This is a genomic window from Microbacterium sp. NPDC087868 (assembly GCF_044900755.1).
Lineage (GTDB): Bacteria > Actinomycetota > Actinomycetes > Actinomycetales > Microbacteriaceae > Microbacterium > Microbacterium galbinum.
The window spans coordinates 1027063-1050167 of the sequence record NZ_JBJDNO010000001.1; the positions used below are offsets into that span (position 1 = coordinate 1027063).

The window sequence follows — 23105 nt, forward strand, 5'->3', positions numbered from 1 at the left end:
GCCAGCGGTGGGGACATCAGGGTCGCGGCGTCCGCCCTCAGCAGATATATCGCGGGCTCGGAATGAAATGTCCGATCCTGTGGTTACGCTGAATGATCCTGGCGCACTCGCGCACCGTTCTCTCTCTTTCCTGTGCCCTGGAGGCCGTATGTCTGCCGTCGACACCGGGTCGATCCCGACCACCGCTCCCGCCGACGGGACGATCGCGCGTTCCGACATGCGGGTGATCTGGCTGCTCCTGGTCGCCGCGTTCGTGGCGATCCTCAACGAGACCACCATGGGGATCGCGATCCCCCACCTCAACACCGACCTCGGCATCCCGCCCGAGCTCGGTCAGTGGCTCACCAGCGCCTTCATGCTCACCATGGCCGTCGTGATCCCGACGACCGGGTTCATCCTGCAGCGCTTCACGACGCGTCAGGTGTTCATCGCCGCGATGATCTCCTTCTCGCTCGGCACCCTGGTGTCGCTGATCGCCCCCGGTTTCGCCGTGCTGCTCGTCGGCCGCGTGATCCAGGCCGTCGGCACGGGAATCATGATGCCGCTGCTCATGACGACGATCATGAACGTCGTGCCCCCGCAGTCGCGCGGGCGCATGATGGGTCGCGTCGGCATGGTGATCTCCCTCGCTCCCGCGACGGGCCCCGTGCTCGCGGGCGCCGTGCTCGAGGTGTTCAACTGGCGCGCGCTGTTCGCGATCATCCTCCCGATCGCCCTGATCGCCCTCGCCATGGGCATCCGCTGGATGACGAACCTCGGCGAGACGCGCCGTATGCCCCTCGACGTCGTCTCCATCCCGCTCGCCGCTCTCGGCTTCGGTGGAATCGTGTTCGGCATCAGCCAGCTCGGCGGCGAGGGCGCCGGAGCCGGTGCGACAACGGGCGTCATCGCGCTCGTCGTGGGCGTCGTCTCGCTCGGGCTGTTCGTCTGGCGTCAGCTCGTGCTCCAGCGCGTCGACGACGCGCTGCTCGACCTGCGCGTCTTCCGTTCGACGAACTTCACCTTCTCGGTGATCATCATGTCGATCCTCGCGCTGTCGATGTTCGGAACGCTCACGCTGCTCCCGCAGTACCTGCAGAACGTCGTCGGACTCGAGTCCTTCTCCGCGGGCCTCATCCTGCTCCCCGGTTCGGTGCTGATGGGTCTGCTCGGCCCGATCATGGGTCGTGTGTACGACGCACGCGGCACGCGCCCGCTGCTGATCCCCGGCACGATCCTGGTCTCTGCCGCGCTGTTCTTCTACTCGACCGTCAGCGAGCACACCGAGTGGTGGGTGCTGGTGATCGTGCAGGCCGTGATGTCGGTCGGCCTCGCGATGTCGTTCACGCCTCTGTTCTCGGCATCGCTCGGTTCACTGCAGCGTTCGCTCTACTCGCACGGCTCGGCCGTGCTCAACACCATGCAGCAGGTGGCGGGGGCGGCCGGTGTCGCGGTGCTGCTCGTCACCTACTCCGCGATCCTGCACTCGGGTGAAGAGCAGGGTCTCTCGACCGCACTGGCCGGTGCACCGGGCGCGCGCATGGCGTTCCTGATCGCGGCCATCATCTCGCTCGCGGCCGTGGCGCTGAGCCCGTTCGTCCGGAAGCCGGCCGACGACGCCGGCGGAGAGTTCCACGGCGGACACTGACGCCGCATGGCGGCGTCTGGCGCTTATCCCGTCTTCTTCGGAGCGGGGAAGTGGCAGACGCCGCCGCTGCAGAGGCCTGCAGCTTCCCCGTCGAGAAGGTTGAGGGTTCCGGGCAGAGGTGCCAGCCCGAGGGCGGCGTCCTGCTCGGTGGTGTCTCCCTGCTGATCGGTCATCCCTCGATCGTACGCCTGTCCTGAGGCAGCGGCGTCGATCCGGGTGTTGCGTCGCGCCCGCGCGGCGTAACGTTCGCTGTGGACTCGAGAGTCGAGGCGAAGGAGCAGCGATGATCATCACTCCCCCGGATGCGGCATCCGTCGTGGGGCACGCCGCCGCGATGTACGCCGACGACATCGCCGAAGACGGATTCGTCTACGTCCACACCCAGGCGATGGCGATCAATCCCGAGGCGCACGCCGCCTTCGAAGAGCTGATACGGGCCGTCGTGCCGTCGATCGGCGTGCGGGTCTACGAGGCTGCGACCCTCGGCGCCGCACGCGCGATCGGTTCGACGCACTGTCTGCTGGCGCACGGTCGACGCGCTCTCGCCGTCGGGGTGCTCGACGAGGCCGGCCTGGCGGCGTTCACGGCTCACGACGATCGCGGATTCGGCCCGGCCGAGCAGGCGGTCGTGCGCTATTCGGCCCGCCTGTCGACCACACCCCGGGCGATGACGGATGCCGATTCCCAGGAGCTGCGCGATCTCGGGTTCACCGATCGGCAGATCGTCGACATCACGCTCGCGGCGTCTCTGCGCAACTATTTCAGCCGCGCACTGCAGGCCCTTGCGGTGCCCGTGGACGCCGTGCCGGGGCTTCCCCCGGGTACGGCGGCCGCTCTCATCCGCCTCGCCGGCGACTCCGAGGCATCCTCGTCGCCAGCGGACGGATAGCCGCTCCCCCTACGGTGGAGAGATGATCACGCGTTCGATAGCCCGCCTCTTCTGGGCCCTCAGCCGTTGGACGCTCGTCGGGCACGACGCCGTCCCCACGCGGCCAACGATCCTCATCGGAGCACCGCACACCTCGAACTGGGACTTCGTCCTCATGCTCGCGATCGCCTGGCGGCTCGGGATCGATGTGCACTGGCTCGGCAAGAAGAGCCTCTTCCGCGGCTGGAAAGGCCCGATCATGCGACGACTCGGCGGTGTCCCCGTCGATCGCGAGAACCCTGGGCGGGTCGTGTCCGACGTCGTCGGCCAGGTGCATGCGGGCGAGGTCTTCGGTCTCGTCATCACCCCGGACGGCACGCGCGGGGGCAACGACTTCTGGAAGTCGGGTTTCTACCGCATCGCGACCGAGACCGGGATGCCGCTGACACTCGGTTTCGTCGACCGAACGACCATGACGACGGGGCTCGGTCCGACGATCGAAGTCACCGGCGACGTGCGCTCCGACATGGACCGCATCCGCGCCTTCTACGCCGACAAAGCGGGCGTGCGCCCCGAACGCCGCACCGAACCGCGCCTGCGCGAGGAGCAGCCGACCGATACGCCCATCGGCTGAGGAATCACTCCCCGGATGCCTCGACCTCGGCGCGCGCATAGTCGAGGTCGTCGTCCGACAGCGTCTCCTGCATGCCGACCACCGCACCGGTGATCTCGCGGATCTCCTCGCGCACGGTGTCGGTGAGGTGAGGGAGGTCACCGTCGAGGAGGGTGCGTCGCGCGTCGATGGAGAGCTGCGGCCACCAGTCGCGGATCGGTGGAAGAGTCACGCGGTCATTCTCCCCTTCGGCTCACGCGTCTGGACAGGCATCCGCCCCAATCGACAGACTGAGTCCATGAGTACTGCGTCCGAGTTCGACGACCGTGCCGATGGTCGCGACGAGACCCCCAACGAGCGGGCTGATCGCAACTGGGACGAGTTGCTGCAGGAACTCCGGGTGATGCAGACCGGCACGCAGATCCTCACGGGCTTCCTGCTCGCCGTCGCCTTCCAGCCGCGCTTCACCGACATGGACGAGCTGCAGCGCGATCTGTACGTCGTGCTGGTGGCACTGGCCGCGATCGCCACGATCCTCGCCCTCGCGCCGGTGGGGATGCACCGCGCTTTCTTCGGCCGACGGCGCAAACCCGAACTCGTGAACATCGCCGCGCGCATCGTGAAGATCGACCTCCTCGTCATCGGAGCGCTGACGATCGGGGTGACAACTCTCATCGTCGACTTCACCGTGAATCGCACCGCGGGTCTCATCGCCCTCGTCGCCGCGGTCGTCGCGGTCGGTGCGCTGTGGGTCGTTCTCCCGCGCATCATCCGCAACTCGGTGCGGCCGGGCGACAGCCCGAAGGGCTGACCCGACCGCACCCCGACGCGCCGCTCCCCTGACGCGCGGCCGTGCGGATCGCTCCCTTCAGCGCCCCGCAGGCTCTCGGTTCTCCGCACTCACCATCCAGGCGAACTGCTCGAGGCGTTCGATGATGGCGTGGAGAAGGTCTGCGGAGGTCGGGTCCTCGTCGTCGACGGCATCGTGCACATCGCGCAGTGTGCCGACCGTGGCCTCGAGGCGCTCGGTGATGAGGTCGACCGTCTCGGTGGTCGACACCTCTCCCGCCGGGAACTCCGGGAGAGAGGTCGCTGCGGCGATCGTGGCGCTCCGGCCGTCCGGCACGGCGTGCAGTGCACGCATGCGCTCGGCGATCGTGTCGCTGAATGCTCGGGCGTCGTCGATGATCTCGTCGAGCTGGCGGTGCATGTCGCGGAAGTTCCGACCGACGACGTTCCAGTGCGCCTGCTTCCCCTGCAGGGAGAGTTCGAGCAGATCGACGAGCACGGCCTGCAGATTCGCCGCCAGCGTCGACGAGGCGGTGAAGCCCTTCTCCGCGTTCTGGGTGCGCGTCGTCTTCGCGCCGCGCTTACTCGTGCCGGTCTTCTTCGCGGCCGACGTGGACGTGGTCTTGCTTGCCATTTTCTGACCTCCTGAAGGCGAACGTATCGTTCACCATCCGCCTTTCCGAGGGGGTTGACACCCCGGCACGGCAACACCGAACGTAGGCAGGTGACCGCACGAGAAAAGACATCGCAGAATCATCCGCACGAGGGCCCGACCCTCGAGATCTCCCCTCTTCGGGAGGAGGACGCCGGTGAAGTGCTCACGATTCAGCGCGCCGCGTTCGTCTCGGAGGCGCAGATCTACGGCAGCGCCGACATGCCGCCGCTGACGCAGACCCTCGACGAAATGCGCGCGGAACTCGCCGCGGGCGAGGGTTTCGCCGCCCGTCTCGACGGTCGGGTGGTCGGTGCGATCCGCTTCCGAGACGGCACCGACCTCCTCCTGATCGGACGGATCGCGATCGCCCCCGATATGCAGGGGGAAGGAATCGGACGGGCGCTCCTGGAAGCAGCCGAGCAGGCATCGGCGGCCCCGGAGGCCGAACTGTTCACCGGCAGCCTGAGCGAGGCGAACATCCGCCTGTACGAGGCGTGCGGCTACGTGGAGAGCGAGAGGATCCCCGACGGGGACGGGACCGAGCAGGTGTTCCTGCGAAAGCTGTTGCCCAGGTGAGAGGTTCCTCCGAACCGGCGCGTCGAGGTTGAAAGCGCGTCCCCGTTTCGGCATCGTGGCCCGGACACGTCGCGACCGCGCCGTGCCCCAACCGGAAGGAGAGTCTCGTGCTCACCCTCACCGATAACGCCTCCGCCATCGTCACCACCCTCGTGAGCCGCCAGAGCGAAGCTCCGGATGCCGGCCTCCGCATCCACTCCACCGAGGCCCAGGGCCCCAGCGGCGAGTCCCGCCTGGCCGTGCTGGTGACGACCGATCCCGAGCCGCAGGACCAGGTGGTCGAGATCTCGGGAACGCGTCTGTTCCTCGATGAGACCGCCGCCGTCGCCCTCGACGACAAGATCCTCGACGCGGGCGTCGACGACGAGGGGGCCGTGTCGTTCGCGGTCCTGCCCCAGGTCGCCTGACCCACAGACTTCGGATGCCGCGGCTCACCAGAGCCGCGGCATCCGCTGTGTCCGGCCGATCCCGTAGGTTGGGAGCAGAGCCGCGATCGCCGCGGACCCGAAGGCACCACCATGAAGATCGCCCTCCTGCGCCGCTACGTCGTCCTCGCCGAGACGCTCCATTTCCCGCGTGCCGCGGAGTCGCTCGGCATCCCCCTCGCCTCGCTCTACACGTCGCTCGACAAACTCGAGGAAGAGGTCGGGCACGCGCTGATCAATCGTGAGGGCACGCCGCGACTCACCCACGTCGGCGAGCTCTTCCTCGTCGAGGCGCAGGCCGCCGTCGCTGCTGCGCCCCCGCCCGCCCCGAAGAACGTCGCCCCGGCGGGCGGCAAGGCCAAGGCATCGAAGGGCAAAGGCAGGGCCCCGATCGTGAAGGGCCAGCCCAAGCCGTACAAGAAGCGTCAGGGGCGCTGACGCTCAGAGTTCGGTGACGTTCCCGTCGGTGACGTTCCATCGCCGGTTCGTCTCGACGGCGTCGAGCATCCGCCGATCGTGCGTGACGAGCAGCAGCGTGCCCGTGTACGACTCGAGGGCCTGTTCGAGCTGCTCGATCGCCGGCAGATCCAGGTGGTTCGTCGGCTCGTCGAGCACGAGCAGGTTCACACCGCGTGCCTGCAGCAGCGCGAGCGCCGCGCGGGTGCGCTCCCCCGGAGACAGGCCATCGACCGGCCGCGTGACGTGGTCGGCCCTGAGCCCGAACTTGGCCAGCAGCGTGCGCACGTCGGCCGACGCCATCTCGGGCACGAGCAGTTCGAAGGCATCCGCGAGCGCCGCGTCGCCGACGAGGAGGGAGCGCGCCTGGTCGATCTCGCCGATCTGCACGCTGCTGCCGAGGCTCGCGCTCCCCTCGTCGGGGCTGCGCGTGCCGAGAAGGGTTCGCAGAAGCGTCGACTTTCCCGCACCGTTCGGACCCGTGATCCCGATGCGGTCGCCCGCGTCGACCTGGAGCGTCACCGGTCCGAGCGTGAAGGCCCCCTGTCGGACGACCACCCCGTTCAGCGTCGACACGACGGTGCTGGAGCGCGGTGCGGACCCGATCGTGAACTCGAGCTTCCACTCCTTACGGGGCTCCTCGACCTCGTCGAGGCGCGCGATGCGGCTCTCCATCTGGCGCACCTTCTGAGCCTGCTTCTCGCTCGACTCCATCGACGCCTTGCGCTTGATCTTGTCGTTGTCGGGAGACTTCTTCATGGCGTTGCGCACACCCTGGCTCGACCACTCGCGCTGCGTCCGCGCCCGGGCGACCAGATCGGCCTTCTTCTCGGCGAACTCGTCGTACTGCTCGCGCAGATGTCGCTTGACCGTCGCGCGCTCCTCGATGAACGCGTCGTACCCGCCGCCGTAGAGGCGGTTGGTGCCCTGCGCGAGGTCGAGCTCGAGCACCTTCGTTACGCTGCGCGCCAAGAACTCGCGGTCGTGGCTGACCAGCACCACGCCGCCGCGGAGACCTCGCACGAACGCCTCCAACCGATCCAGGCCGTCGAGATCGAGGTCGTTCGTGGGCTCGTCGAGCAGCACGACGTCGAACCTCGAGAGCAGCAGCGCCGCCAGACCGACCCGCGCCGCCTGGCCGCCAGAGAGCGCCGTCATCATCGATTCGGGGGTCAGCGCGCCGCCGCTCGACGACCCGAGATCGGCCAGCACCGCCGGCAGACGTTCGTCGAGGTCGGCCGCCCCGCTCGCGAGCCAGCGGTCGAGAGCGGTCGAATAGGCATCGGCCGGGTCGACACCGGGTGCCGCGAGCGAGGGATCGCCGAGAGCCTCGGCCGCGGCATCCATCTGTCTCGTCGCTTCGGCACAGCCCGTGCGACGCGCGATGTACTCCGCGACGGTCTCGCCCGCGATGCGCTCGTGCTCCTGCGGCAGCCACCCGACGAAGGCGTCGGCCGGCGCGAGCGCGACGCTCCCCTCGATCGGAGCATTCGCCCCCGCGAGCAGGCGCAGGAGGGTGGACTTGCCGGCGCCGTTCGCGCCCACCACGCCGATGACGTCGCCGGGAGCGACCGTCAGGTCGACACCCTCGAAGAGGACTCGGTGGCCGTACCCACCGGAAAGGTTCTGGGCGACGAGGGTGGCGGTCATCAGACCATCCTCTCAGCCCGAGAGGTCAGTCCCAGTCGAGGTAGTCCTCGATCGCCCAGGAGGTCGCCCCCATGTGGGTGAACGGGAAGAGGTATCCGCCGCCGTCGACGCCCACGACGCTCACGCGGTCGGGGGCTGCGGCCTGCAGCTTCTCGCCGTTGACGACCGGAGCGATCGGGTCGTCGGTGCCCTGCACCACGAGCACCGGGAGCCCCTCGCCGAGCGGAGCGGGGGTCTCCCACGCGGCGGCCTGCAGCGCGTCGACCTCGGCATCGCGGGCCGGGGCGGGGATCGCGGCGAGCGCCTCGGCCGAAGGGCCGGTCTCGTCCACGCCGAGCAGGAGCACGCCGTTGACGCGATCGTGGTGGTCGAGAGCGACGACGCGTGCCACCGCACCGCCGAAGGCGTGACCTCCGACCCAGGCATCCGAGATCGAGAGGTGCGACATGACGTCGACGACGTCCTGCGCGAGGTCGTGCATCGTGACCGCGGCATCCGAGGGGCGACGCGAGCCGATGCTCACGACCCGGAAGTCCTCCTCCGACACGGAGTGCGACAGCAGCTCGAGGTAAGTGACATTCAGACCGTGCCCGGCGATCAGGATCAGTGCGGGGCCCTCACCCTCTGCGGTGAAGGGGATCGCGCGTCCTGCGGGTTCGAAGATCTGAATGTCAGCCATAGTGCGGCAGTCTCCTTTGGTGAGGTGGGCCTTACCCAGCGTACCGGGCGGTCGCGGAAGTCACGAAGCCGGGTGCCGCACAGGCGGCCCCGCCGCACAGGCCAGGGGCGTACTGTCGGAGAAGGAACTGACCCTGGTTCTCCGATGATGGGAATCACGTTGTCCGACGCCGCACCCCGCTCCGCTGCCGCTCTGCTCTCACTCGGTCTCCTCGCCGGCTCCTCGATGGAGAACGAGCGACGACTGCCGATCCACCCCCACCACTTCGACCGCATCGACCCGGACCTTCGGGCGCGCATGGTCGTCGAGCGCGGATACGGCGCCGACTTCCGGCTCTCCCCCGGCTACATCGAGTCGCGCGTCGGACGAGTCGCCGACCGCGCCGAGGTGCTCGCCTCCGCCGATGTGCTGCTGCTGCCCAAGCCGCAGGCGGCCGATGTGGCCGCCATCCCCGCGGGGCGCACGCTGTGGGGCTGGCCGCACTGCGTGCAGGATGCCGCGATCACCCAGACCGCGATCGACAACCGCCTCACGCTGATCGCGTTCGAGGCGATGAACCACTGGACGCCGCAAGGAGACATGAGCCTGCACGTGTTCCACAAGAACAACGAGCTCGCGGGCTACTGCTCGGTGCAGCACGCGTTGAGCCTGGTCGGCTCGACCGGCGACTACGGTCCACGCCTCAGCGCGGTCGTGATCGGCTTCGGAGCGACGGCGCGCGGCGCGGTCACCGCGCTCAACGCGCACGGCATTCACGACATCCAAGTGCTCACGCAACGCGGAGTGGCGGCCGTCGGCTCTCCCATCCACAATGCGCACATGACGCAGCTGAACACCGATGGCAGCGGGGCCACCCACCTCAGCACGGTCGTCACGGATGCCGGTGACGTGCTGTTGCCGGACTTCCTGGCGTCGCACGACATCGTCGTCAACTGCACACTGCAGGACGTCGCAGCGCCGATGACCTATCTGCGCACGGAGGACCTGCAGGGATTCACGTCGGGAAGTCTCATCATCGACGTCTCCTGCGACGAGGGCATGGGATTCGAGTGGGCGACACCCACGACCTTCGACGAACCGATGTTCACCGTCGGCGAAGGCGTCGATTACTACGCCGTGGACCACAGCCCCTCGTACCTCTGGAACTCGGCGACCTGGGAGATCAGCGAGGCGACGCTGCCCTTCCTCCGCTCGGTGATGGAGGGAGAGGCCTCCTGGGACGCGAGCAGCACGCTCGCCCGCGCGATCGAGATCCGCGACGGCGTGGTCCAGAATCCGAGCATTCTCAGCTTCCAGGACCGCGACCCGGCATACCCGCATCCGCAGATCGAGCGACGTCCGTCAGCGGTGTGATGACCGTGCGCCCGCGCCCGTCGATCTAGGCTGGTGAGATGCTCGCCGCTCTCATCCGCCCCGTCGAATCGCACACCGTCGAGGTCGCCGGCGCGTCCCTCGACGACGTGTACGCGCAGATCTCGAGCCATGCACCGGACGGGTTCGACCTTGTCTCGGCCCCGGTGCGGATGCTCAAGGGCACGGCGGGCATCCAGGCGACGGCCCGGTTCGATCGCCGAGACGGCGTCCGTGAGATCTCGGCCGACGACATGGGCGCGCTCGAGGCGCAGGTTCCCGAGGGCTGGCAGATGCTCTCGGTCTGGACGCTCTAGCGGCTGACTCGGCTAGATCTCCCTCTTCAGTCCGACATGGGCGGTCTGGTACCCGTGTCGGGTGTAGAAGGCGCGAGTCCGCTCCCGCGCATCGTCGGTGGTGACCTGCGACAGCCGGGCCCCGCGCACTCGCCCGAATTCGTGCGCCCACTCGAGCATCGCCGCGCCCAGCCCTTGTGACCGCGTCCCTGCAGCGACGCGCAGTCCCTCGATCTGGAGCCGGGTCGACCCACCGCGGGAGAGGCCCGGGATGACGGTCAGCTGCATCGTGGCGACCGGGTGATCGTCGCTGTCGCGGACGACCCCCAGGTAGTTGGATCCGTCGCGCGCGACCGCGCTGAAGGCCGCCTCGTAGCGCTCGAGCTCGACGCTCTCCCGATCCCGGCCGAACTGATCGTCGAGCAGCAGCGCGGCGATGGCCCCGATGTCGTCTCGATTCGCCCGTTCGAGCCGAAACTCTCGGCCCGCCACCTGCAGGCGTCCCCGCACGGACGACCGCGCATCCGCCTGCAGCCGGGCGACGAGGAGGTCGAGCCATCCGCCGACGTTCGCGCGAGCCTCCGCCGTGTCGGGGTAGCGGCATCTCAGGTGCAGGCCCGACTCATCCAGGATGAACCACAGCATGACTCCGTCCGTGTCGGTCGCCGCGCTGACGTACTGGGCGTCGAGGCCGACGGAGTCGATGCGCACGGGAAGCCTGCGCAGGTCCAGCCACGAGATCGCGAACATCCCGGGGGCGACGGGCATGCCGCCCCACGGCGCGAGGACGTCCGCGAGCGGCCAGGCGCCGAGTTGCACCGCCTCTTTGACTGCGGCCGCCGCCGCGCGCGGTTCTGCGACGTCCGACTCGAGGACGGAGTTGGTGATGAACCATCCGACCGAGTCGTGCCAGGTGTCCTCGAATCGGCTGTGCACGGGGAACACGGCGCGAAGTGGGGCATCCGCCAGTTCTCGGGTCACCGCGGTCATCGCGACGACGGCGCGCGCGAGGGTCGAAACGCCGTCGTCCCGGGCCTGTGCGGCGAAGGCCGCGGCGTCGTCGACATCGAAGACATCGCGCACCTCCACGCGCTCACGATGCGGCTCGGGAGTACCCAGCGACAACGGGAACTGCGGCATCACGCCGCCGCTGCCGTCGATGATGTCCTCCCACCGCCGACGCACGTGGTCGGGTGCCGCGTCCCGATCCAACAGTGTCTGCGTGTGTTCGACGAATGCCGGTGCCGGCCGCGACGTCGGCTGCGCACCGACGCGCCCGGCGTCGAGCGCCGACAGCAGGTCGCGCGCGATCACCAGCATCGACCACATGTCGACGTGCGCATGGTCCGCAGCGATCACGACCGTGAGACCGGCAGCGGTCTCCAACACGCAGAGGCGGTGCGACGGATGCCGGTACGGCGAGCATGCCGAATCGAGGACGTCCCGCAACGCGTCGTTGACGGCCTGACCCGAGCCGACCTGATGCTCGACCCAGCCTCCGGGACCGATCTCGATCTCGTGGAGCTCCGGCTCGCCGTCTGCACCGGCGACGAACGCCGTCCGCAGCGTGCCGTGGCGAGCGATCACCTCCAGCCAGGCGTCGGCGATCGACTCCCGACGAATCGGTGCGGGGAGCCGGAACGACAGTGCCATCCACGAGCCGGGTCGATCGCCGGCGCCGACGTGGAGGCGCTGGTCGAACGACACGGGGAGGCGTCGTCCGGGCGCGGACGCGGTGACGTCGTAGCCCCAGAGCCGTCCGAACGGGAGACGGAGGTGCGTCACATTGGTCAGGCGCATGGGTAGCACCATATATCCCCCAGATAACCTGGAGATCACACCGACCACCGAACCAATACGGTCATCACCGAGCGAGGAGCCTGATGCCCACATTCGAGGTGCCCGGAGCCGAGCTGGCCGTCGCCATGAGCGATGAAGGCGGACACCCGGTCGTCCAGCTGCACGGCCTCACCGCGAGCCGGGCGCGCGATCGAGGACTCGAGCTCGACCTCGGCCGAGGACTCAGCGGAACGCGACTGCTGCGCTACGACGCGCGCGGCCACGGCCGGTCGACCGGGCGGAGGGTCCCCGAGGACTATCGCTGGCAGACCCTCGCCGACGACCTCCTGCGACTGCTCGACCACTGGTTCCCGGGCGAGCGCGTTCACGGCGTCGGCCCCTCCATGGGCACCGCGACACTGCTGCACGCTGCGACGATCGCGCCGGAACGCTTCACCGGACTCACGCTCATGGCGCCGCCCACGGCGTGGGATACCCGACCCGCTCAGGCCGCGAACTACCGAGCCGCGGCCGATCTCATCGACGCCGAGGGTATGGAGGCGTACCTCGCGAGCACGCGCGGCCCCGCACCCTCGCCCGAGGCCGAGGCCGTGCCGGATCCGGGGCCCGACGTCACCGAGACGCTTCTGCCGTCGGTCCTGCGAGGAGCGGCACTCAGCGATCTGCCCACGCCGGAGGCCGTCGCCCGCATCGAGGTGCCGACATCGATCCTGGCGTGGACCGACGACCCGGGGCATCCGCTGTCGACGGCGGAGGCACTCGTCGAGATCCTCCCGCACGCGACCCTGACGGTTGCGCGCGCGCCCGCGGACATCGAGGTCTGGCCCGAGGTGCTGAGGCAGGATCTCGGCCGTCACGGAGCGGTCAGCTGATCGCGCCGACCCCGCTCAGTTGTTGAAGCGGAACTCCACGACGTCGCCGTCCTTCATGACGTAGTCCTTGCCCTCGAGGCGGGCCTTGCCCTTGGCACGGGCTTCGACGACCGATCCGGTCTCGACGAGGTCCTCGAACGAGACGATCTCCGCCTTGATGAAGCCCTTTTCGAAGTCGGTGTGGATGACACCGGCCGCCTGCGGAGCCTTGGCACCCTGCGGGATCGTCCAGGCGCGCGCTTCCTTCGGACCGGCGGTGAGGTACGTCTGCAGTCCGAGCGTGGCGAAGCCGATGCGGGCGAGCTGGTCGAGGCCGGACTCGTCCTGGCCGGTCGCCGCGAGCAGCTCGGCGGCGTCCTCGGGGTCGAGGTCGATGAGTTCCGACTCGATCTTCGCGTCGAGGAAGATCGCCTGAGCCGGAGCGACGAGCGCGGCGAGCTCTGCCTTGCGTGCGTCGTCGGTGAGGACTGCCTCGTCGACGTTGAAGACGAAGATGACGGGCTTCACGGTGAGGAGCCCGAGTTCGCGGATGGGCTCGAGGTCGAGGCCGCTGACCGAGAGCAGCTGACCGCGCTCGAGAGCGTCCTTCGCCGCGTTCGCCGCATCGAGGACCGACGGGTCAATCTTCTTGCCGCGGACTTCCTTCTCGTACCGGGTGATCGCCTTCTCGACGGTCTGGAGGTCGGCGAGCATCAGCTCGGCGTTGATCGTCTCCATGTCGGATGCCGGGTTCACCGCACCGTCGACGTGCACCACGTCGTCGTCGGCGAAACCACGCACGACCTGAGCGATCGCGTCGGCCTCGCGGATGTTCGCAAGGAACTGGTTGCCCAGCCCCTCCCCCTCGCTGGCGCCGCGCACGATGCCGGCGATGTCGACGAACGACACCGCCGCGGGCAGGATGCGCTCGCTGCCGAAGATCTCCGCGAGCTTGTCGAGCCGCGGGTCCGGCAGGTTCACCACGCCGACGTTGGGCTCGATCGTCGCGAACGGATAGTTCGCTGCGAGCACGTCGTTCTTGGTGAGTGCGTTGAAGAGGGTGGACTTGCCGACGTTGGGCAGGCCGACGATTCCGATAGTGAGAGCCACGGGGAACGAGTCTACCTGTCGCGGCTGCCGGCGCCCGCGATCACCCGGGGCAGGTGCTCGCCGGAGTCCCCGATTCGAGTTCCCCGAGCCACAGCAGAAGCTCCGGCACGGAGGCGTACGCGGCGAGCCCGTGGTCGACACCCGGGAAGCGGTGGAACGAGACGTCGACCTTCTGCGCGCACAGTAGTGTCACGTACTTCTCGGTCGCCGAGGGGATGACGAGTTCGTCGGCCCCGCCTTGTCCCACGAACACGGGAACCGTGATCGGCGCGGCACCGGCGCTGTTCTCGCGCAGCATCGTCTGCCAGGGTTCGGTCGTGGCCGGATCGCTGGTGACGTATTCGCCGACGAGCGGATCGGCGATCGCGTGGATCTGCTCATTCTGCGTGAGCAGGCACAGGTCGGCCATCCTCGGGGTCGCCTTCGCACCGGCCGGGGTGAGGATCGCCGAGATCGCGGCCTCGCCGAATCGTTCCCCGTATGCCGCGGTGTACGCCGGGATGGCGTAGGAGGCGATGGTCACCCCGGAGATGTCGACGATGTCGTCGCTCATGAGCGCACTCAGGTCGGCCGCGGGCGCGGCCACGGCGGCGCCTTCGAGTGTCAGCTCGGGCGCGTAGTCCGCGGCGCGCTCCGCCGCGAACAGCACGGCCTGCCCGCCCTGCGAGTGACCCCACAGCACGAAGTGGTCGCCGATCTGCGCCTCGTCGATGTCCCGTGCCGCCCATACGCTGTCCAGCACCGCATTGGACTCCGGAACCCCGAGCAGGTATGAGGACTCGCCGTCCACTCCGAGCCCCGGGTAGTCGGTCGCCGCGATCGCGTAGCCCTCCGCGAGCAGTTCGTGCATCCCCTCGACGAGTTGGAAGGGGTCGAGTCCGAGCGAGGGCGCGCATCGCGTCGCGGCTCCGGTGGTCGGATGCCCCCACGCCACGATCTTTCGGCCGTCGACAGGCGCGGGCGAGTTCGGGACGATGACGATGCCCGAGACGGGGATGTCCTTCCCCGCGAGATCCCGCGAGTGGTAGATGATGCGCCAGGCCGTCGCCCCGGCGGGCGCGCTCGCGATCGGCTCGCGACGGATGATCGCGCCCGGCTCCCCCGTGGGCACGGGCGACGGTAGGGAGTAGAACGCGGGGTCCGTGGCGAGCTCGCCCTCGCCTTCGGCATAGCGGCGGATGCCGTCGGCGACGACCAGCGCGATCACCACGCCCACGACGATGAGGACCGTGACGGTGCGGCGGTGCCGGCGCGCCCATCCGACGCGGGCGCTCACGCCTCCCTCGTCGACCGCGCGCTCGACCATGCCTACCCGCGACGCGCGCGGAACGCCTTCGTCACGTACGGCAGATCGATGACTCCGTCGGTGAACTCGAGGTCGTCGAAGAGGGCGTCCATTTCCCGATGGATGCGCTCCCTTTCCTCGGGTGTCGCGGTGATCACCGCGCTGCGCGACGAGGCCATGCGGTGGAGCTGTTCGCGTGTCATCGGCCGCGACCATTCCCAGCTCTCGCTCTCGAGCGTGTCGAAGGGGGCGGCGATCACAGGATCACCCGCGGCCAGAGCCTCCTCCGCCGGGCTTCGATGCATGATGCGACTGAGGTCGCGCACCCACTCGACACGCTCGTCGCGGATGTTCCAGATCAGCCCGAGCGCTCCGTCCGCGCGCACCGCACGTCCGATCTCGGCGGAGGCTCGGACCGGGTCGACCCAGTGCCAGGCCTGGCCGAGCACGACGGCGTCGAGGCTGTCGTCCGGAAGGGGAAGGGACTCGGCGGTGCCGAGGAACGTGGGCACGCCCGGCACGTTCTCGCGCAGGGCGGCGAGCATGGCCGGGTCAGGATCGATCGCGACGATCTGAGCCCCCGGAGCGTGCGCGATGGCTCGGGTGAGCTTGCCCGTTCCGGCCCCGACGTCTGCGACGCGCTGCGCCCCGGCGGGCAGGATCTCGAGCATCCACGCCACCGCGTCGAAGGGGTACTCGGGTCGCCCCGCCTCGTAGTCCTGCGCCTGCGCGCCGAACGACGTCGCTCTGCTGTCCGCCATGTCGTCAGCATACGGCGCGCCGCCCGCCGCGAACTGGACGCTAGGGCGAGAGTGGATTCGTGCCCCTGGACTTCACAGCGATCGACTTCGAGACGGCGAACTCCAGCCCCGCCTCCGCCTGTTCCGTCGGCCTCGTGCGCGTGCGCGGCGGCGAGGTCGTGGCGCAGGCCGGGTGGCTGATCCAGCCCCCGCCCGGGCACGACGAGTTCCAGGAGTGGAACGTCCGCATCCACGGCATCCAGCCCGAAGACGTTCTCACGGCCGCCACGTGGACCGAGCAGTTCGACCGCCTGTGCGATTTCGCCGGGTCCGATGTGCTCGTCGCGCACAACGCCGGCTTCGACCTCAACGTGCTCCGCCGCGCATCCGAGGCAACCGGCGGCGTATGCCCTCCGTATCGCTCGCTCTGCAGCCTGCAGGTCGCGCGCAAGACCTACCAGCTCGACTCCTATCGCCTCCCGAAGGCGGCAGCAGCCGCCGGGTTCGCCGAGTTCTCGCATCACGATGCGCTGGCGGATGCTCGGGCCTGCGCGCAGATCGTGATCGATGCCGCGCGCCGCGCCGCAGCCTCGGACGTCGAGATGCTCGCCGAGATCTTGGGACTGCGACTCGGTGGCGCGCCGGTCGTCCGCGAGGAGCGCGCCGTCGCCTGACCGGGACGCCTCCCGGCAATGTCGGTGGGCAGGGGCATCATGAGCACATGGATGCTCCCCTGATCGTTCTCCTCGTCATCGCCGCTCTGTGCGCCGGGGCGGCGCTCGGCTGGTTCCTGCGCGCCGGCCGAGGTGCCGCCGAGTTCGCTCGCGTGCAGGCCGAGCTCGCCGCGGCCCGCGACGATCGCGATCGCCAGTACGACCTCTACCGCGATGCCGTCGAGCACGCGCGCGTCGAGCAACGAGCGGAGGCGCAGCGGGTGCAGCAGCAGAACGCCGTGCTCACCGCGCTCGCCCCGGTGCGTGAGAGCCTGCAGCAGATGCAGCAGAAGGTCGCGACGATCGAGCAGGAGCGCCACGCCCAGTTCGGCTCACTCGCCGAGCAGTTGCGGCGAGCGCAGGAGTCCGATGAGGCGCTGCGCGCGACGACGGAGTCGCTCGCCGGAGCGCTGCGCTCGACCGCCACGCGCGGCGTCTGGGGCGAGACCCAGCTGCGGCGCGTGGTCGAGGCGGCGGGATTGACGCGGCACGTCGACTTCGACCTGCAGACCACGATCTCGTCGGACCGCGGGCAGGGCCGACCCGACATGGTGATCCGTCTCGCCGGCGGCGCCTCGATCGCCGTCGATGCCAAGGTGCCGCTCGACGCGTACCTCGAGGCGTCGGCGCTGCCCTCGGGCGATGCGCACGAGGCCCAGCGCCGCGCGCACATGCAGAAGCACGTCAAGGCGGTGCGCGCACACGTCGATGCACTCGCGAAGAAGGCGTACTGGGCCGGGCTCGATTCCAGTCCCGAGTTCGTGATCTGCTTCCTCCCCAGCGAATCCCTGCTCGCCGCCGCGATCGACGAGGACCCGACCCTCCTCGACTACGCGTTCGGTCGACGCGTGGCTCTCGCCTCCCCGGTCAATCTCTGGGCCGTCCTGAAGACCGTTGCGTACACGTGGACACAGCAGGAGGTGTCGACCGAGGCCCGCACGCTCCTGAACCTCGGCACGCAGCTGTACGACCGTCTCGGGACCCTCGCAGGTCATGCCGACGACCTCCGCCGCGCGCTGGAGCGCACGGTCGACAGCTACAACCGCTTCGCCGGGTCGCTCGAGACCCGCGTCCTCGTGACCGCACGCCAGTTCCCCGGCATCGACGCGACCACGCTCGATGCCCAGCCGGCGCGCATCACCGCGAGCGCGCGCCGATTCACGGCATCAGAACTGGTCGAGGAACCGGTCCGCGAAGAGACCGTTCAGGCAGAGATCGGTGCGGTGCGTGACAGGATCGACGCTCCGATCACACCGGAACGCCACTGAGCAGGATGATGACGAGTCCGCTGGTCGCGAGGAAGGCCCCGATCATCCACCAGGCGCTCATCTCCTGCCCCTCGGCACGGCGCTTGCGGAAGAGCACATCGGCGCGACGAGCCGGATCGACGACCGGCTGAGCGGCAGGCACAGCAGGCGTGGCCGCCGCGATGCTGCCCTCGGCATCCGCCGCGCTCACGCGGAGAATGCGTCCGGTGTTGGTGGTGACGATCTTCGTCGGCGCGGCCTTCGAGCTGCGTGTCTGCGGCGTGGTCATGTGTTCGCCCTCCTGTGCCTGCGGTGCCAGATGGCTCCGTCCTCGGCGACAAACCCAGGCTCAAGTCTGACACGACCCACGAAGAATCGCAGGATCGGGCGCGCAGGAGGGATACCGGGTCGGTAACGATGCCGAGGCCCCCGACATGCGCCGGAAGCCTCGATGCCTCATCCCGCGAGGATCACAACCACTTCGAGACGAGGTGCTCCGAGGCGATCCGTCGCAGCGTTCCCGACGCCCCGCGCAGTACGACGCTCTCGGTGTACACGTACCCGCGCTCGCGGCGCACGCCGGCGACGAGCTGGCCGTCCGTGACACCGGTCGCGACGAAGATCGTGTTGTTGCCCTGCACCAGATCATCCGCCTCGTACACGCGATCCATCTCGAGTCCCGCGTCGATCCCGCGCTGGCGCTCGTCATCGTCGCGCGGCCAGAGGCGTCCCTGGATGTGTCCACCAAGTGCCTTGATCGCGCAGGCGGTGACGATGCCCTCCGGGCTGCCGCCGACGCCGACGCACATATCGGTGCGCGCGTCATGGCGCGCCGCATTGATCCCACCGGCGACATCGCCATCGCTCATCAGACGCGTACCCGCGCCCGCATCACGGATCTCCTGGATGAGCTGCTCGTGACGGGGACGGTTCAGCACCGACACGACGATCTCGTCGACGGGCTTCTCGAGAGCGCCGGCGAGGCGGCGGATGTTCTCGCCGATCGGGAGGCGGATGTCGACGACACCGACGCCTGCGGGCCCCGTGACGAGCTTGTCCATGTAGAAGACGGTCGACGCATCGAGCATCGACCCGCGGTCCGAGACCGCGATGACCGAGAGCGCGTTCTGCCGTCCCGCAGCCGTGAGCGAGGTGCCGTCGATCGGGTCGACGGCGATGTCGCACTCGGGACCGCGTCCCGTTCCGACGACCTCGCCGTTGAACAGCATCGGAGCGTTGTCCTTCTCGCCCTCGCCGATCACCACACGCCCCTGGAAGTCGACCGTGCCGAGGAAGGCGCGCATCGCGTCGACGGCCGCACCGTCGGCGGCCTCCTTCGCTCCCCGCCCGATGAACGGCACGGCGCGGATCGCCGCCGCCTCCGTCGCCCTCACCAGCTCCATCGCGAGGTTGCGGTCGGGTCGAAGCGGGCTCAGATCAGCAGTAAGACTCACCATGGGGTCAGCCTAGCTAGCGGGCAGGGGCGAAATGCCCTGTTTTCCCCGTCGAGACCGTGAAGGATTTGCGTTTCTTAACAGAACAGCAGGAGACACGCACCGGCATCGCGCACCGGCCCCCGGCATCCGTCCACGCTCCCGGCTAGAGTGACTGCTGTCCCAGGCTTCATCTACCGCAGGAGTTCTCATGCCCGTCGCCACCCCGGATCAGTACGCCGAAATGCTCGACCGCGCGAAGGCCGGCGGCTTCGCGTACCCCGCGTTCAACGTCTCGAGCTCGCAGACGATCAACTCCGTCCTCCAGGGGCTGACCGAGGCCGGCTCCGACGGCATCATCCAGGTCACGACCGGTGGCGCGGACTACTTCGCCGGCCACACCGTCAAGGGCCGCGCGACCGGCGCCCTCGCCTTCGCCCGCTTCGCGACCGAGGTCGCCAAGAACTACCCGATCACGGTCGCCCTCCACACCGACCACTGCCCGAAGGACGCCCTCGCCGGCTTCGTCGAGCCGCTGATCTCCGCCTCCGAAGAAGAGGTGAAGGCCGGCCGCAACCCGATCTTCCAGTCGCACATGTGGGACGGCTCGGCCGTGCCGCTCGCCGAGAACATCGAGATCGCGAAGGACCTCCTCCCCCGCATGAAGGCGATCAACGCGATCCTCGAGGTCGAGATCGGCGTCGTCGGCGGCGAAGAGGACGGCGTCCAGCACGAGGGCTCGAACGACGCCCTTTACACGACCTTCTCCGACGTCGACCAGGCCGTCCAGGCACTCGGTCTCGGCGAGCAGGGCCGCTACATCGCCGCCCTCACCTTCGGCAACGTCCACGGCGTCTACAAGCCGGGTGGCGTGAAGCTGCGCCCCGAGCTGCTCGGTGACATCCAGGCCGAGGTCGCCGCCAAGTACGGCACGGGCCCCAAGCCCCTCGACCTCGTCTTCCACGGCGGCTCGGGCTCGACCGACGAGGAGATCGCCACCGCGGTCGCGAACGGTGTCATCAAGATGAACATCGACACCGACACGCAGTACGCCTACACGCGTGCGATCGCCGACTACATGTTCAAGAACTACGACGGCGTGCTGAAGGTCGACGGCGAGGTCGGCAACAAGAAGCAATACGACCCGCGCGCCTGGGGCAAGATCGCCGAGACCGCGATGGCCGCCCGCGTCATCGAGTCCACTCGCCAGCTGGGCTCGTACGGTCAGTCGAAGAGCTGACCCACCGCACGAGAAGAACGGGTGCCCTGCCGCGAGGCGGGGCACCCGTTCTTTTTCTTCTGCGTAGCGGCAGGGCGCGATCGATCAGGAGCCGGTGCCGCCCTGCATGTAGGCGACGAACGCGGGGTCTCCCATCATCGGGATCGCGATGCAGATCGCCGCGATGCCCAGCGTCACCACGGCACCGACCAGGGGCAGCCACCAGGTGAGCTTCCCGCGGCGCAGGCGACGGATCGAGAGAGTCGCCGTCAGCGCCCACCCGGCGATGAGCACCACGGAGGCGATCGTCCCCCAGAGTCTGCCCTGTGCGAAATTGGTGAACTCGCCGGAGGCGCCCAGCACCGACAACACCTGGTTCATCACGTTGGGAAGGTCGAGGTACTGCAGACCGGTGACCACGACGTTCACCAGCCCGTAGGCGAGAAGTCCGATCGTCACGAAGCGGTCCACCGGGTGCGCGCGCCGGGGTGCATCCGTAGCGGCGTCCGCGGCCGGCAGCGCGACAGCCGGCTCGACCGGCGGCAGTTCGGAGAGAGGCGGGAGACCGGCGGCACGCCGCTGCTCCTCGGGAGTGGCGATCTCGCCGTACTGGGGCCGCTGTTCGCTCATCCCGCCATGCTAACGGCCACGCCTGTCCCGGGCTCCCAGCGGAAGGTCCTCCGATAATGGTGGCGGCCCCGGAGAAGTGGGGACTTCTCGGGGCCGCGGACGAGGAGCGCTGGGGACGCATCCTCATCCCAGTCAGTTGCGAGGGACTGGGGATCCTGCTCGCAACCCGTAGTGCCGTGATGCACAGACGCCTACGCCTACAAGGATAGGCAACGGCGGAATCCTCTGCCACTGAGGTTTTTCAGATAGTGAACTCCGGCCCGGGATCGCCCCCGCCGAGCGCATCCGCCCCGAGCTGGATCGACAGCCGCCGGGCCGCCCTCTGCAGCTTCGCCACCAGCTCGCGGTCGACGATCGCCTGATCCGACGGCAGCGAGATCGCGAGTGAGGCGGTGACGTTGGGCGCGATGACGGGAACCGCCACGCAGGTCGCGCCGATGACGTACTCCTCCTGGTCGAGGGTCCACCCCGGGGAATGCTCGAGCTGCGTCAGCAGCGTGCGCCGATCGCTGATGGTCCGAGGAGTGAGCTCCTCGAGACGATGACGCGAGAGGTAGTCGAGACGGTCGTCATCGGGAAGCTCCGCCAGGATCTGCTTGCCCAGCGCCGTCGCGTGCCCGCTCGACTGCAGTCCGACCCACAGCTCGACACGCGGGTTCTGCTCGGCGTCGACGATGTCGATGAGGTGCATCTCCCCGTCGTCGTAACGTGAGAGGTACGCCGTGGCCCCGACCTCGTCGGTGACCGACCGCAGCGCCGCCCGTACGCGGGCGAGGAAGACTCCGCGGGTGTCGATCTCGCGCTGGAAGGTCGGAAATCGCGCCCCGAGCACGAGCCCGTCGGGTTCGGCCGACAGGTACCCCTCGTGGATGAGCGTGCGCACGAGGTTGTAGGTGGTGCCGGGCGTGAGCCCGGTGATCGCCGCCAGCATCTTGGTCGGCAACGGACGGGGAGAGTTGGCGACGATGTCGACCAGGCGAAGAGCCCGCTGCACCGATCCGATGAGCGTGGGTTCCGCCTCGGCGCCGCTCAACGCTATGCGCCTCCTCCGGTCGCGCGTCCGCCCAGGGCCCGATCGTCGCGCTTGCCCGAAGCATCCTGACGCAGTTCTTTCGGCAGCGAGAACATGAGGTCCTCCTCGGCCGTCTTCACCTCTTCGATGTCGCGGTAGCCGGCGTCGCCGATCGCGTCGAGCACCTCGCGCACGAGGACCTCGGGGACGGATGCCCCGCTCGTCACGCCGACCGTCTCGACGCCGTCGAGCCACTCCTGCTGGATCTCCTCGGCGTAGTCGATGCGGTACGCGGCCTTGGCCCCGTACTCGAGCGCGACCTCGACCAGGCGCACGCTGTTCGAGGAGTTCGCGGAGCCGACCACGATGACGAGATCCGCACCGACGGCGACCTTCTTGATCGCGACCTGACGGTTCTGCGTCGCGTAGCAGATGTCGTCGGACGGAGGATTGTGCAGTTCGGGGAAGCGCGTGCGCAGGCGGTTGACGGTCTCCATCGTCTCGTCGACGGAGAGCGTGGTCTGCGACAGCCACACGACCTTGTTCGGGTCCTTCACGACGACCGTGTCGGCCTCGTCCGGCGAGTTGACGATCGTCACGTGATCCGGAGCCTCACCCGCGGTGCCCTCGACCTCTTCGTGCCCCTCGTGACCGATGAGCAGGATCTCGAAGTCGTCACGGGCGAAGCGCACGGCCTCGCGATGCACCTTGGTGACCAAGGGGCAGGTCGCGTCGATCGCGTGCAGGCCGCGGTCGGATGCCGCGTTGACGACCGCCGGCGAGACGCCATGCGCACTGAAGACCACGTGCGCCCCGGTCGGAACCTCGTCGACCTCCTCGACGAAGATCGCCCCCTTGGCCTCGAGCTCGCTCACCACGTGGATGTTGTGGACGATCTGCTTGCGCACGTAGACCGGAGCGCCGTAGCGCTCGAGAGCCTTCTCGACGGCGACGACGGCGCGATCGACACCCGCGCAGTATCCGCGCGGCGCCGCGAGCAGCACGCGCTTGCGTCCGGCCACCGCGTTATCCTGAAGCCTCCCGGCCGCCGCACGCACGCGTGGGAGGCGAGGGATGGGGA

At 68.9% G+C, this 23105-nt stretch carries 27 protein-coding genes; 13 read left to right on the forward strand and 14 right to left on the reverse strand.

What is annotated here, in order from left to right; translation table 11 throughout:
• The first annotated feature begins 148 nt into the window (after positions 1 to 148).
• A complete protein-coding gene (locus tag ACI2JZ_RS05040) occupies positions 149 to 1627 on the forward strand; it encodes an MDR family MFS transporter (protein WP_247622980.1) in 1479 nt (492 codons plus the stop codon).
• A 23-nt stretch (positions 1628 to 1650) separates the two neighbouring features.
• On the opposite strand, the gene ACI2JZ_RS05045 is transcribed toward ACI2JZ_RS05040, so the two are convergent.
• Entirely contained in the window at positions 1651 to 1800 is a 150-nt protein-coding gene (locus tag ACI2JZ_RS05045; RefSeq protein ID WP_247622981.1) for a hypothetical protein, read from the reverse strand.
• A 110-nt stretch (positions 1801 to 1910) separates the two neighbouring features.
• On the opposite strand from ACI2JZ_RS05045, the gene ACI2JZ_RS05050 reads away from it, so the two are divergent.
• Together ACI2JZ_RS05050 and ACI2JZ_RS05055 are read left to right on the forward strand one after the other, a co-directional pair.
• Positions 1911 to 2516, forward strand: a complete 606-nt coding sequence (locus ACI2JZ_RS05050) for a carboxymuconolactone decarboxylase family protein (protein ID WP_404596723.1) — start codon at positions 1911 to 1913, stop codon at positions 2514 to 2516.
• A gap of 22 nt (positions 2517 to 2538) precedes the next feature.
• Positions 2539 to 3129 carry a 1-acyl-sn-glycerol-3-phosphate acyltransferase gene (locus tag ACI2JZ_RS05055; RefSeq protein ID WP_247632593.1) on the forward strand — a complete coding sequence of 197 codons (591 nt, stop codon included), beginning with the start codon at positions 2539 to 2541 and terminating at the stop codon, positions 3127 to 3129.
• 4 nt (positions 3130 to 3133) lie between these two features.
• Here the strand turns inward: ACI2JZ_RS05055 and ACI2JZ_RS05060 are convergent, their stop codons facing one another.
• Positions 3134 to 3340, reverse strand: a complete 207-nt coding sequence (locus ACI2JZ_RS05060) for a hypothetical protein (protein WP_404596724.1) — start codon at positions 3338 to 3340, stop codon at positions 3134 to 3136.
• Positions 3341 to 3406: 66 nt separating this feature from the next.
• Here ACI2JZ_RS05060 and ACI2JZ_RS05065 point away from each other — a divergent pair, with 66 nt between their 5' ends.
• Positions 3407 to 3919 (forward strand): DUF6328 family protein, encoded by a 513-nt coding sequence (locus ACI2JZ_RS05065; protein WP_404596725.1) that lies wholly within the window; start codon positions 3407 to 3409, stop codon positions 3917 to 3919.
• 57 nt (positions 3920 to 3976) lie between these two features.
• Here ACI2JZ_RS05065 and ACI2JZ_RS05070 read toward each other — a convergent pair whose 3' ends face one another.
• Positions 3977 to 4531, reverse strand: coding sequence for a Dps family protein (locus ACI2JZ_RS05070; RefSeq protein ID WP_247622986.1), 555 nt, complete (start codon positions 4529 to 4531; stop codon positions 3977 to 3979).
• A gap of 90 nt (positions 4532 to 4621) precedes the next feature.
• Between ACI2JZ_RS05070 and ACI2JZ_RS05075 the strand changes: the two genes are divergently transcribed.
• From ACI2JZ_RS05075 to ACI2JZ_RS05085, 3 genes are all read left to right on the forward strand, one after another.
• Positions 4622 to 5128: a GNAT family N-acetyltransferase gene (locus ACI2JZ_RS05075; RefSeq protein WP_247632596.1), complete on the forward strand. Its 507-nt coding sequence runs from the start codon at positions 4622 to 4624 to the stop codon at positions 5126 to 5128.
• Positions 5129 to 5235: 107 nt separating this feature from the next.
• Entirely contained in the window at positions 5236 to 5535 is a 300-nt protein-coding gene (locus tag ACI2JZ_RS05080) for a Fe-S cluster assembly protein HesB (protein WP_247622988.1), read from the forward strand.
• A gap of 111 nt (positions 5536 to 5646) precedes the next feature.
• On the forward strand, positions 5647 to 5991 hold the full coding sequence (locus ACI2JZ_RS05085; RefSeq protein ID WP_247622989.1) for a LysR family transcriptional regulator: 345 nt from the start codon (positions 5647 to 5649) through the stop codon (positions 5989 to 5991).
• A 3-nt stretch (positions 5992 to 5994) separates the two neighbouring features.
• On the opposite strand, the gene ACI2JZ_RS05090 is transcribed toward ACI2JZ_RS05085, so the two are convergent.
• Positions 5995 to 7659, reverse strand: coding sequence for an ABC-F family ATP-binding cassette domain-containing protein (locus ACI2JZ_RS05090; RefSeq protein ID WP_404596726.1), 1665 nt, complete (start codon positions 7657 to 7659; stop codon positions 5995 to 5997).
• Between the two features lie 25 nt (positions 7660 to 7684).
• Positions 7685 to 8338, reverse strand: a complete 654-nt coding sequence (locus tag ACI2JZ_RS05095) for an alpha/beta fold hydrolase (RefSeq protein WP_404596727.1) — start codon at positions 8336 to 8338, stop codon at positions 7685 to 7687.
• 144 nt (positions 8339 to 8482) lie between these two features.
• On the opposite strand from ACI2JZ_RS05095, the gene ACI2JZ_RS05100 reads away from it, so the two are divergent.
• The gene (locus tag ACI2JZ_RS05100; protein ID WP_404596728.1) at positions 8483 to 9691 is read left to right on the forward strand and encodes a N(5)-(carboxyethyl)ornithine synthase; all 1209 of its coding nucleotides are present in this window, start codon (positions 8483 to 8485) and stop codon (positions 9689 to 9691) included.
• A gap of 38 nt (positions 9692 to 9729) precedes the next feature.
• Positions 9730 to 10005 carry a hypothetical protein gene (locus ACI2JZ_RS05105; RefSeq protein ID WP_247622993.1) on the forward strand — a complete coding sequence of 92 codons (276 nt, stop codon included), beginning with the start codon at positions 9730 to 9732 and terminating at the stop codon, positions 10003 to 10005.
• Between the two features lie 12 nt (positions 10006 to 10017).
• On the opposite strand, the gene ACI2JZ_RS05110 is transcribed toward ACI2JZ_RS05105, so the two are convergent.
• Positions 10018 to 11784 (reverse strand): GNAT family N-acetyltransferase, encoded by a 1767-nt coding sequence (locus ACI2JZ_RS05110; protein WP_404596729.1) that lies wholly within the window; start codon positions 11782 to 11784, stop codon positions 10018 to 10020.
• Between the two features lie 83 nt (positions 11785 to 11867).
• On the opposite strand from ACI2JZ_RS05110, the gene ACI2JZ_RS05115 reads away from it, so the two are divergent.
• Positions 11868 to 12656: an alpha/beta fold hydrolase gene (locus tag ACI2JZ_RS05115; RefSeq protein WP_404596730.1), complete on the forward strand. Its 789-nt coding sequence runs from the start codon at positions 11868 to 11870 to the stop codon at positions 12654 to 12656.
• A gap of 15 nt (positions 12657 to 12671) precedes the next feature.
• On the opposite strand, the gene ychF is transcribed toward ACI2JZ_RS05115, so the two are convergent.
• The 3 genes from ychF to ACI2JZ_RS05130 are packed head-to-tail and all read right to left on the reverse strand — an operon-like array spanning position 12672 to position 15791.
• Positions 12672 to 13745 (reverse strand): redox-regulated ATPase YchF, encoded by a 1074-nt coding sequence (gene ychF / locus ACI2JZ_RS05120; protein ID WP_247955833.1) that lies wholly within the window; start codon positions 13743 to 13745, stop codon positions 12672 to 12674.
• 40 nt (positions 13746 to 13785) lie between these two features.
• Positions 13786 to 15021, reverse strand: a complete 1236-nt coding sequence (locus tag ACI2JZ_RS05125) for an alpha/beta fold hydrolase (protein ID WP_404596731.1) — start codon at positions 15019 to 15021, stop codon at positions 13786 to 13788.
• 32 nt (positions 15022 to 15053) lie between these two features.
• Positions 15054 to 15791, reverse strand: a complete 738-nt coding sequence (locus ACI2JZ_RS05130) for a class I SAM-dependent methyltransferase (protein ID WP_404596732.1) — start codon at positions 15789 to 15791, stop codon at positions 15054 to 15056.
• Between the two features lie 59 nt (positions 15792 to 15850).
• On the opposite strand from ACI2JZ_RS05130, the gene ACI2JZ_RS05135 reads away from it, so the two are divergent.
• Positions 15851 to 16444, forward strand: coding sequence for a 3'-5' exonuclease (locus tag ACI2JZ_RS05135; RefSeq protein WP_404596733.1), 594 nt, complete (start codon positions 15851 to 15853; stop codon positions 16442 to 16444).
• Between the two features lie 47 nt (positions 16445 to 16491).
• A complete protein-coding gene (locus ACI2JZ_RS05140; protein ID WP_404596734.1) occupies positions 16492 to 17751 on the forward strand; it encodes a DNA recombination protein RmuC in 1260 nt (419 codons plus the stop codon).
• On the opposite strand, the gene ACI2JZ_RS05145 is transcribed toward ACI2JZ_RS05140, so the two are convergent.
• Positions 17732 to 18019: a hypothetical protein gene (locus ACI2JZ_RS05145; RefSeq protein WP_247623002.1), complete on the reverse strand. Its 288-nt coding sequence runs from the start codon at positions 18017 to 18019 to the stop codon at positions 17732 to 17734. The genes ACI2JZ_RS05140 and ACI2JZ_RS05145 overlap by 20 nt on opposite strands.
• 181 nt (positions 18020 to 18200) lie before the next feature.
• Entirely contained in the window at positions 18201 to 19187 is a 987-nt protein-coding gene (gene glpX / locus ACI2JZ_RS05150; protein ID WP_247623003.1) for a class II fructose-bisphosphatase, read from the reverse strand.
• A gap of 187 nt (positions 19188 to 19374) precedes the next feature.
• On the opposite strand from glpX, the gene fbaA reads away from it, so the two are divergent.
• Positions 19375 to 20403 carry a class II fructose-bisphosphate aldolase gene (gene fbaA, locus ACI2JZ_RS05155; RefSeq protein WP_247623004.1) on the forward strand — a complete coding sequence of 343 codons (1029 nt, stop codon included), beginning with the start codon at positions 19375 to 19377 and terminating at the stop codon, positions 20401 to 20403.
• Between the two features lie 84 nt (positions 20404 to 20487).
• Here the strand turns inward: fbaA and ACI2JZ_RS05160 are convergent, their stop codons facing one another.
• The 3 genes from ACI2JZ_RS05160 to ACI2JZ_RS05170 all read right to left on the reverse strand — a co-directional run bounded on the left by ACI2JZ_RS05160 (position 20488) and on the right by ACI2JZ_RS05170 (position 23082).
• The gene (locus ACI2JZ_RS05160) at positions 20488 to 21012 is read right to left on the reverse strand and encodes a DUF6264 family protein (RefSeq protein WP_404596735.1); all 525 of its coding nucleotides are present in this window, start codon (positions 21010 to 21012) and stop codon (positions 20488 to 20490) included.
• A 241-nt stretch (positions 21013 to 21253) separates the two neighbouring features.
• On the reverse strand, positions 21254 to 22045 hold the full coding sequence (locus tag ACI2JZ_RS05165) for an IclR family transcriptional regulator (RefSeq protein WP_404596736.1): 792 nt from the start codon (positions 22043 to 22045) through the stop codon (positions 21254 to 21256).
• A gap of 2 nt (positions 22046 to 22047) precedes the next feature.
• Positions 22048 to 23082, reverse strand: a complete 1035-nt coding sequence (locus tag ACI2JZ_RS05170; RefSeq protein ID WP_404596781.1) for a 4-hydroxy-3-methylbut-2-enyl diphosphate reductase — start codon at positions 23080 to 23082, stop codon at positions 22048 to 22050.
• Between the last annotated feature and the right edge of the window lie 23 nt (positions 23083 to 23105).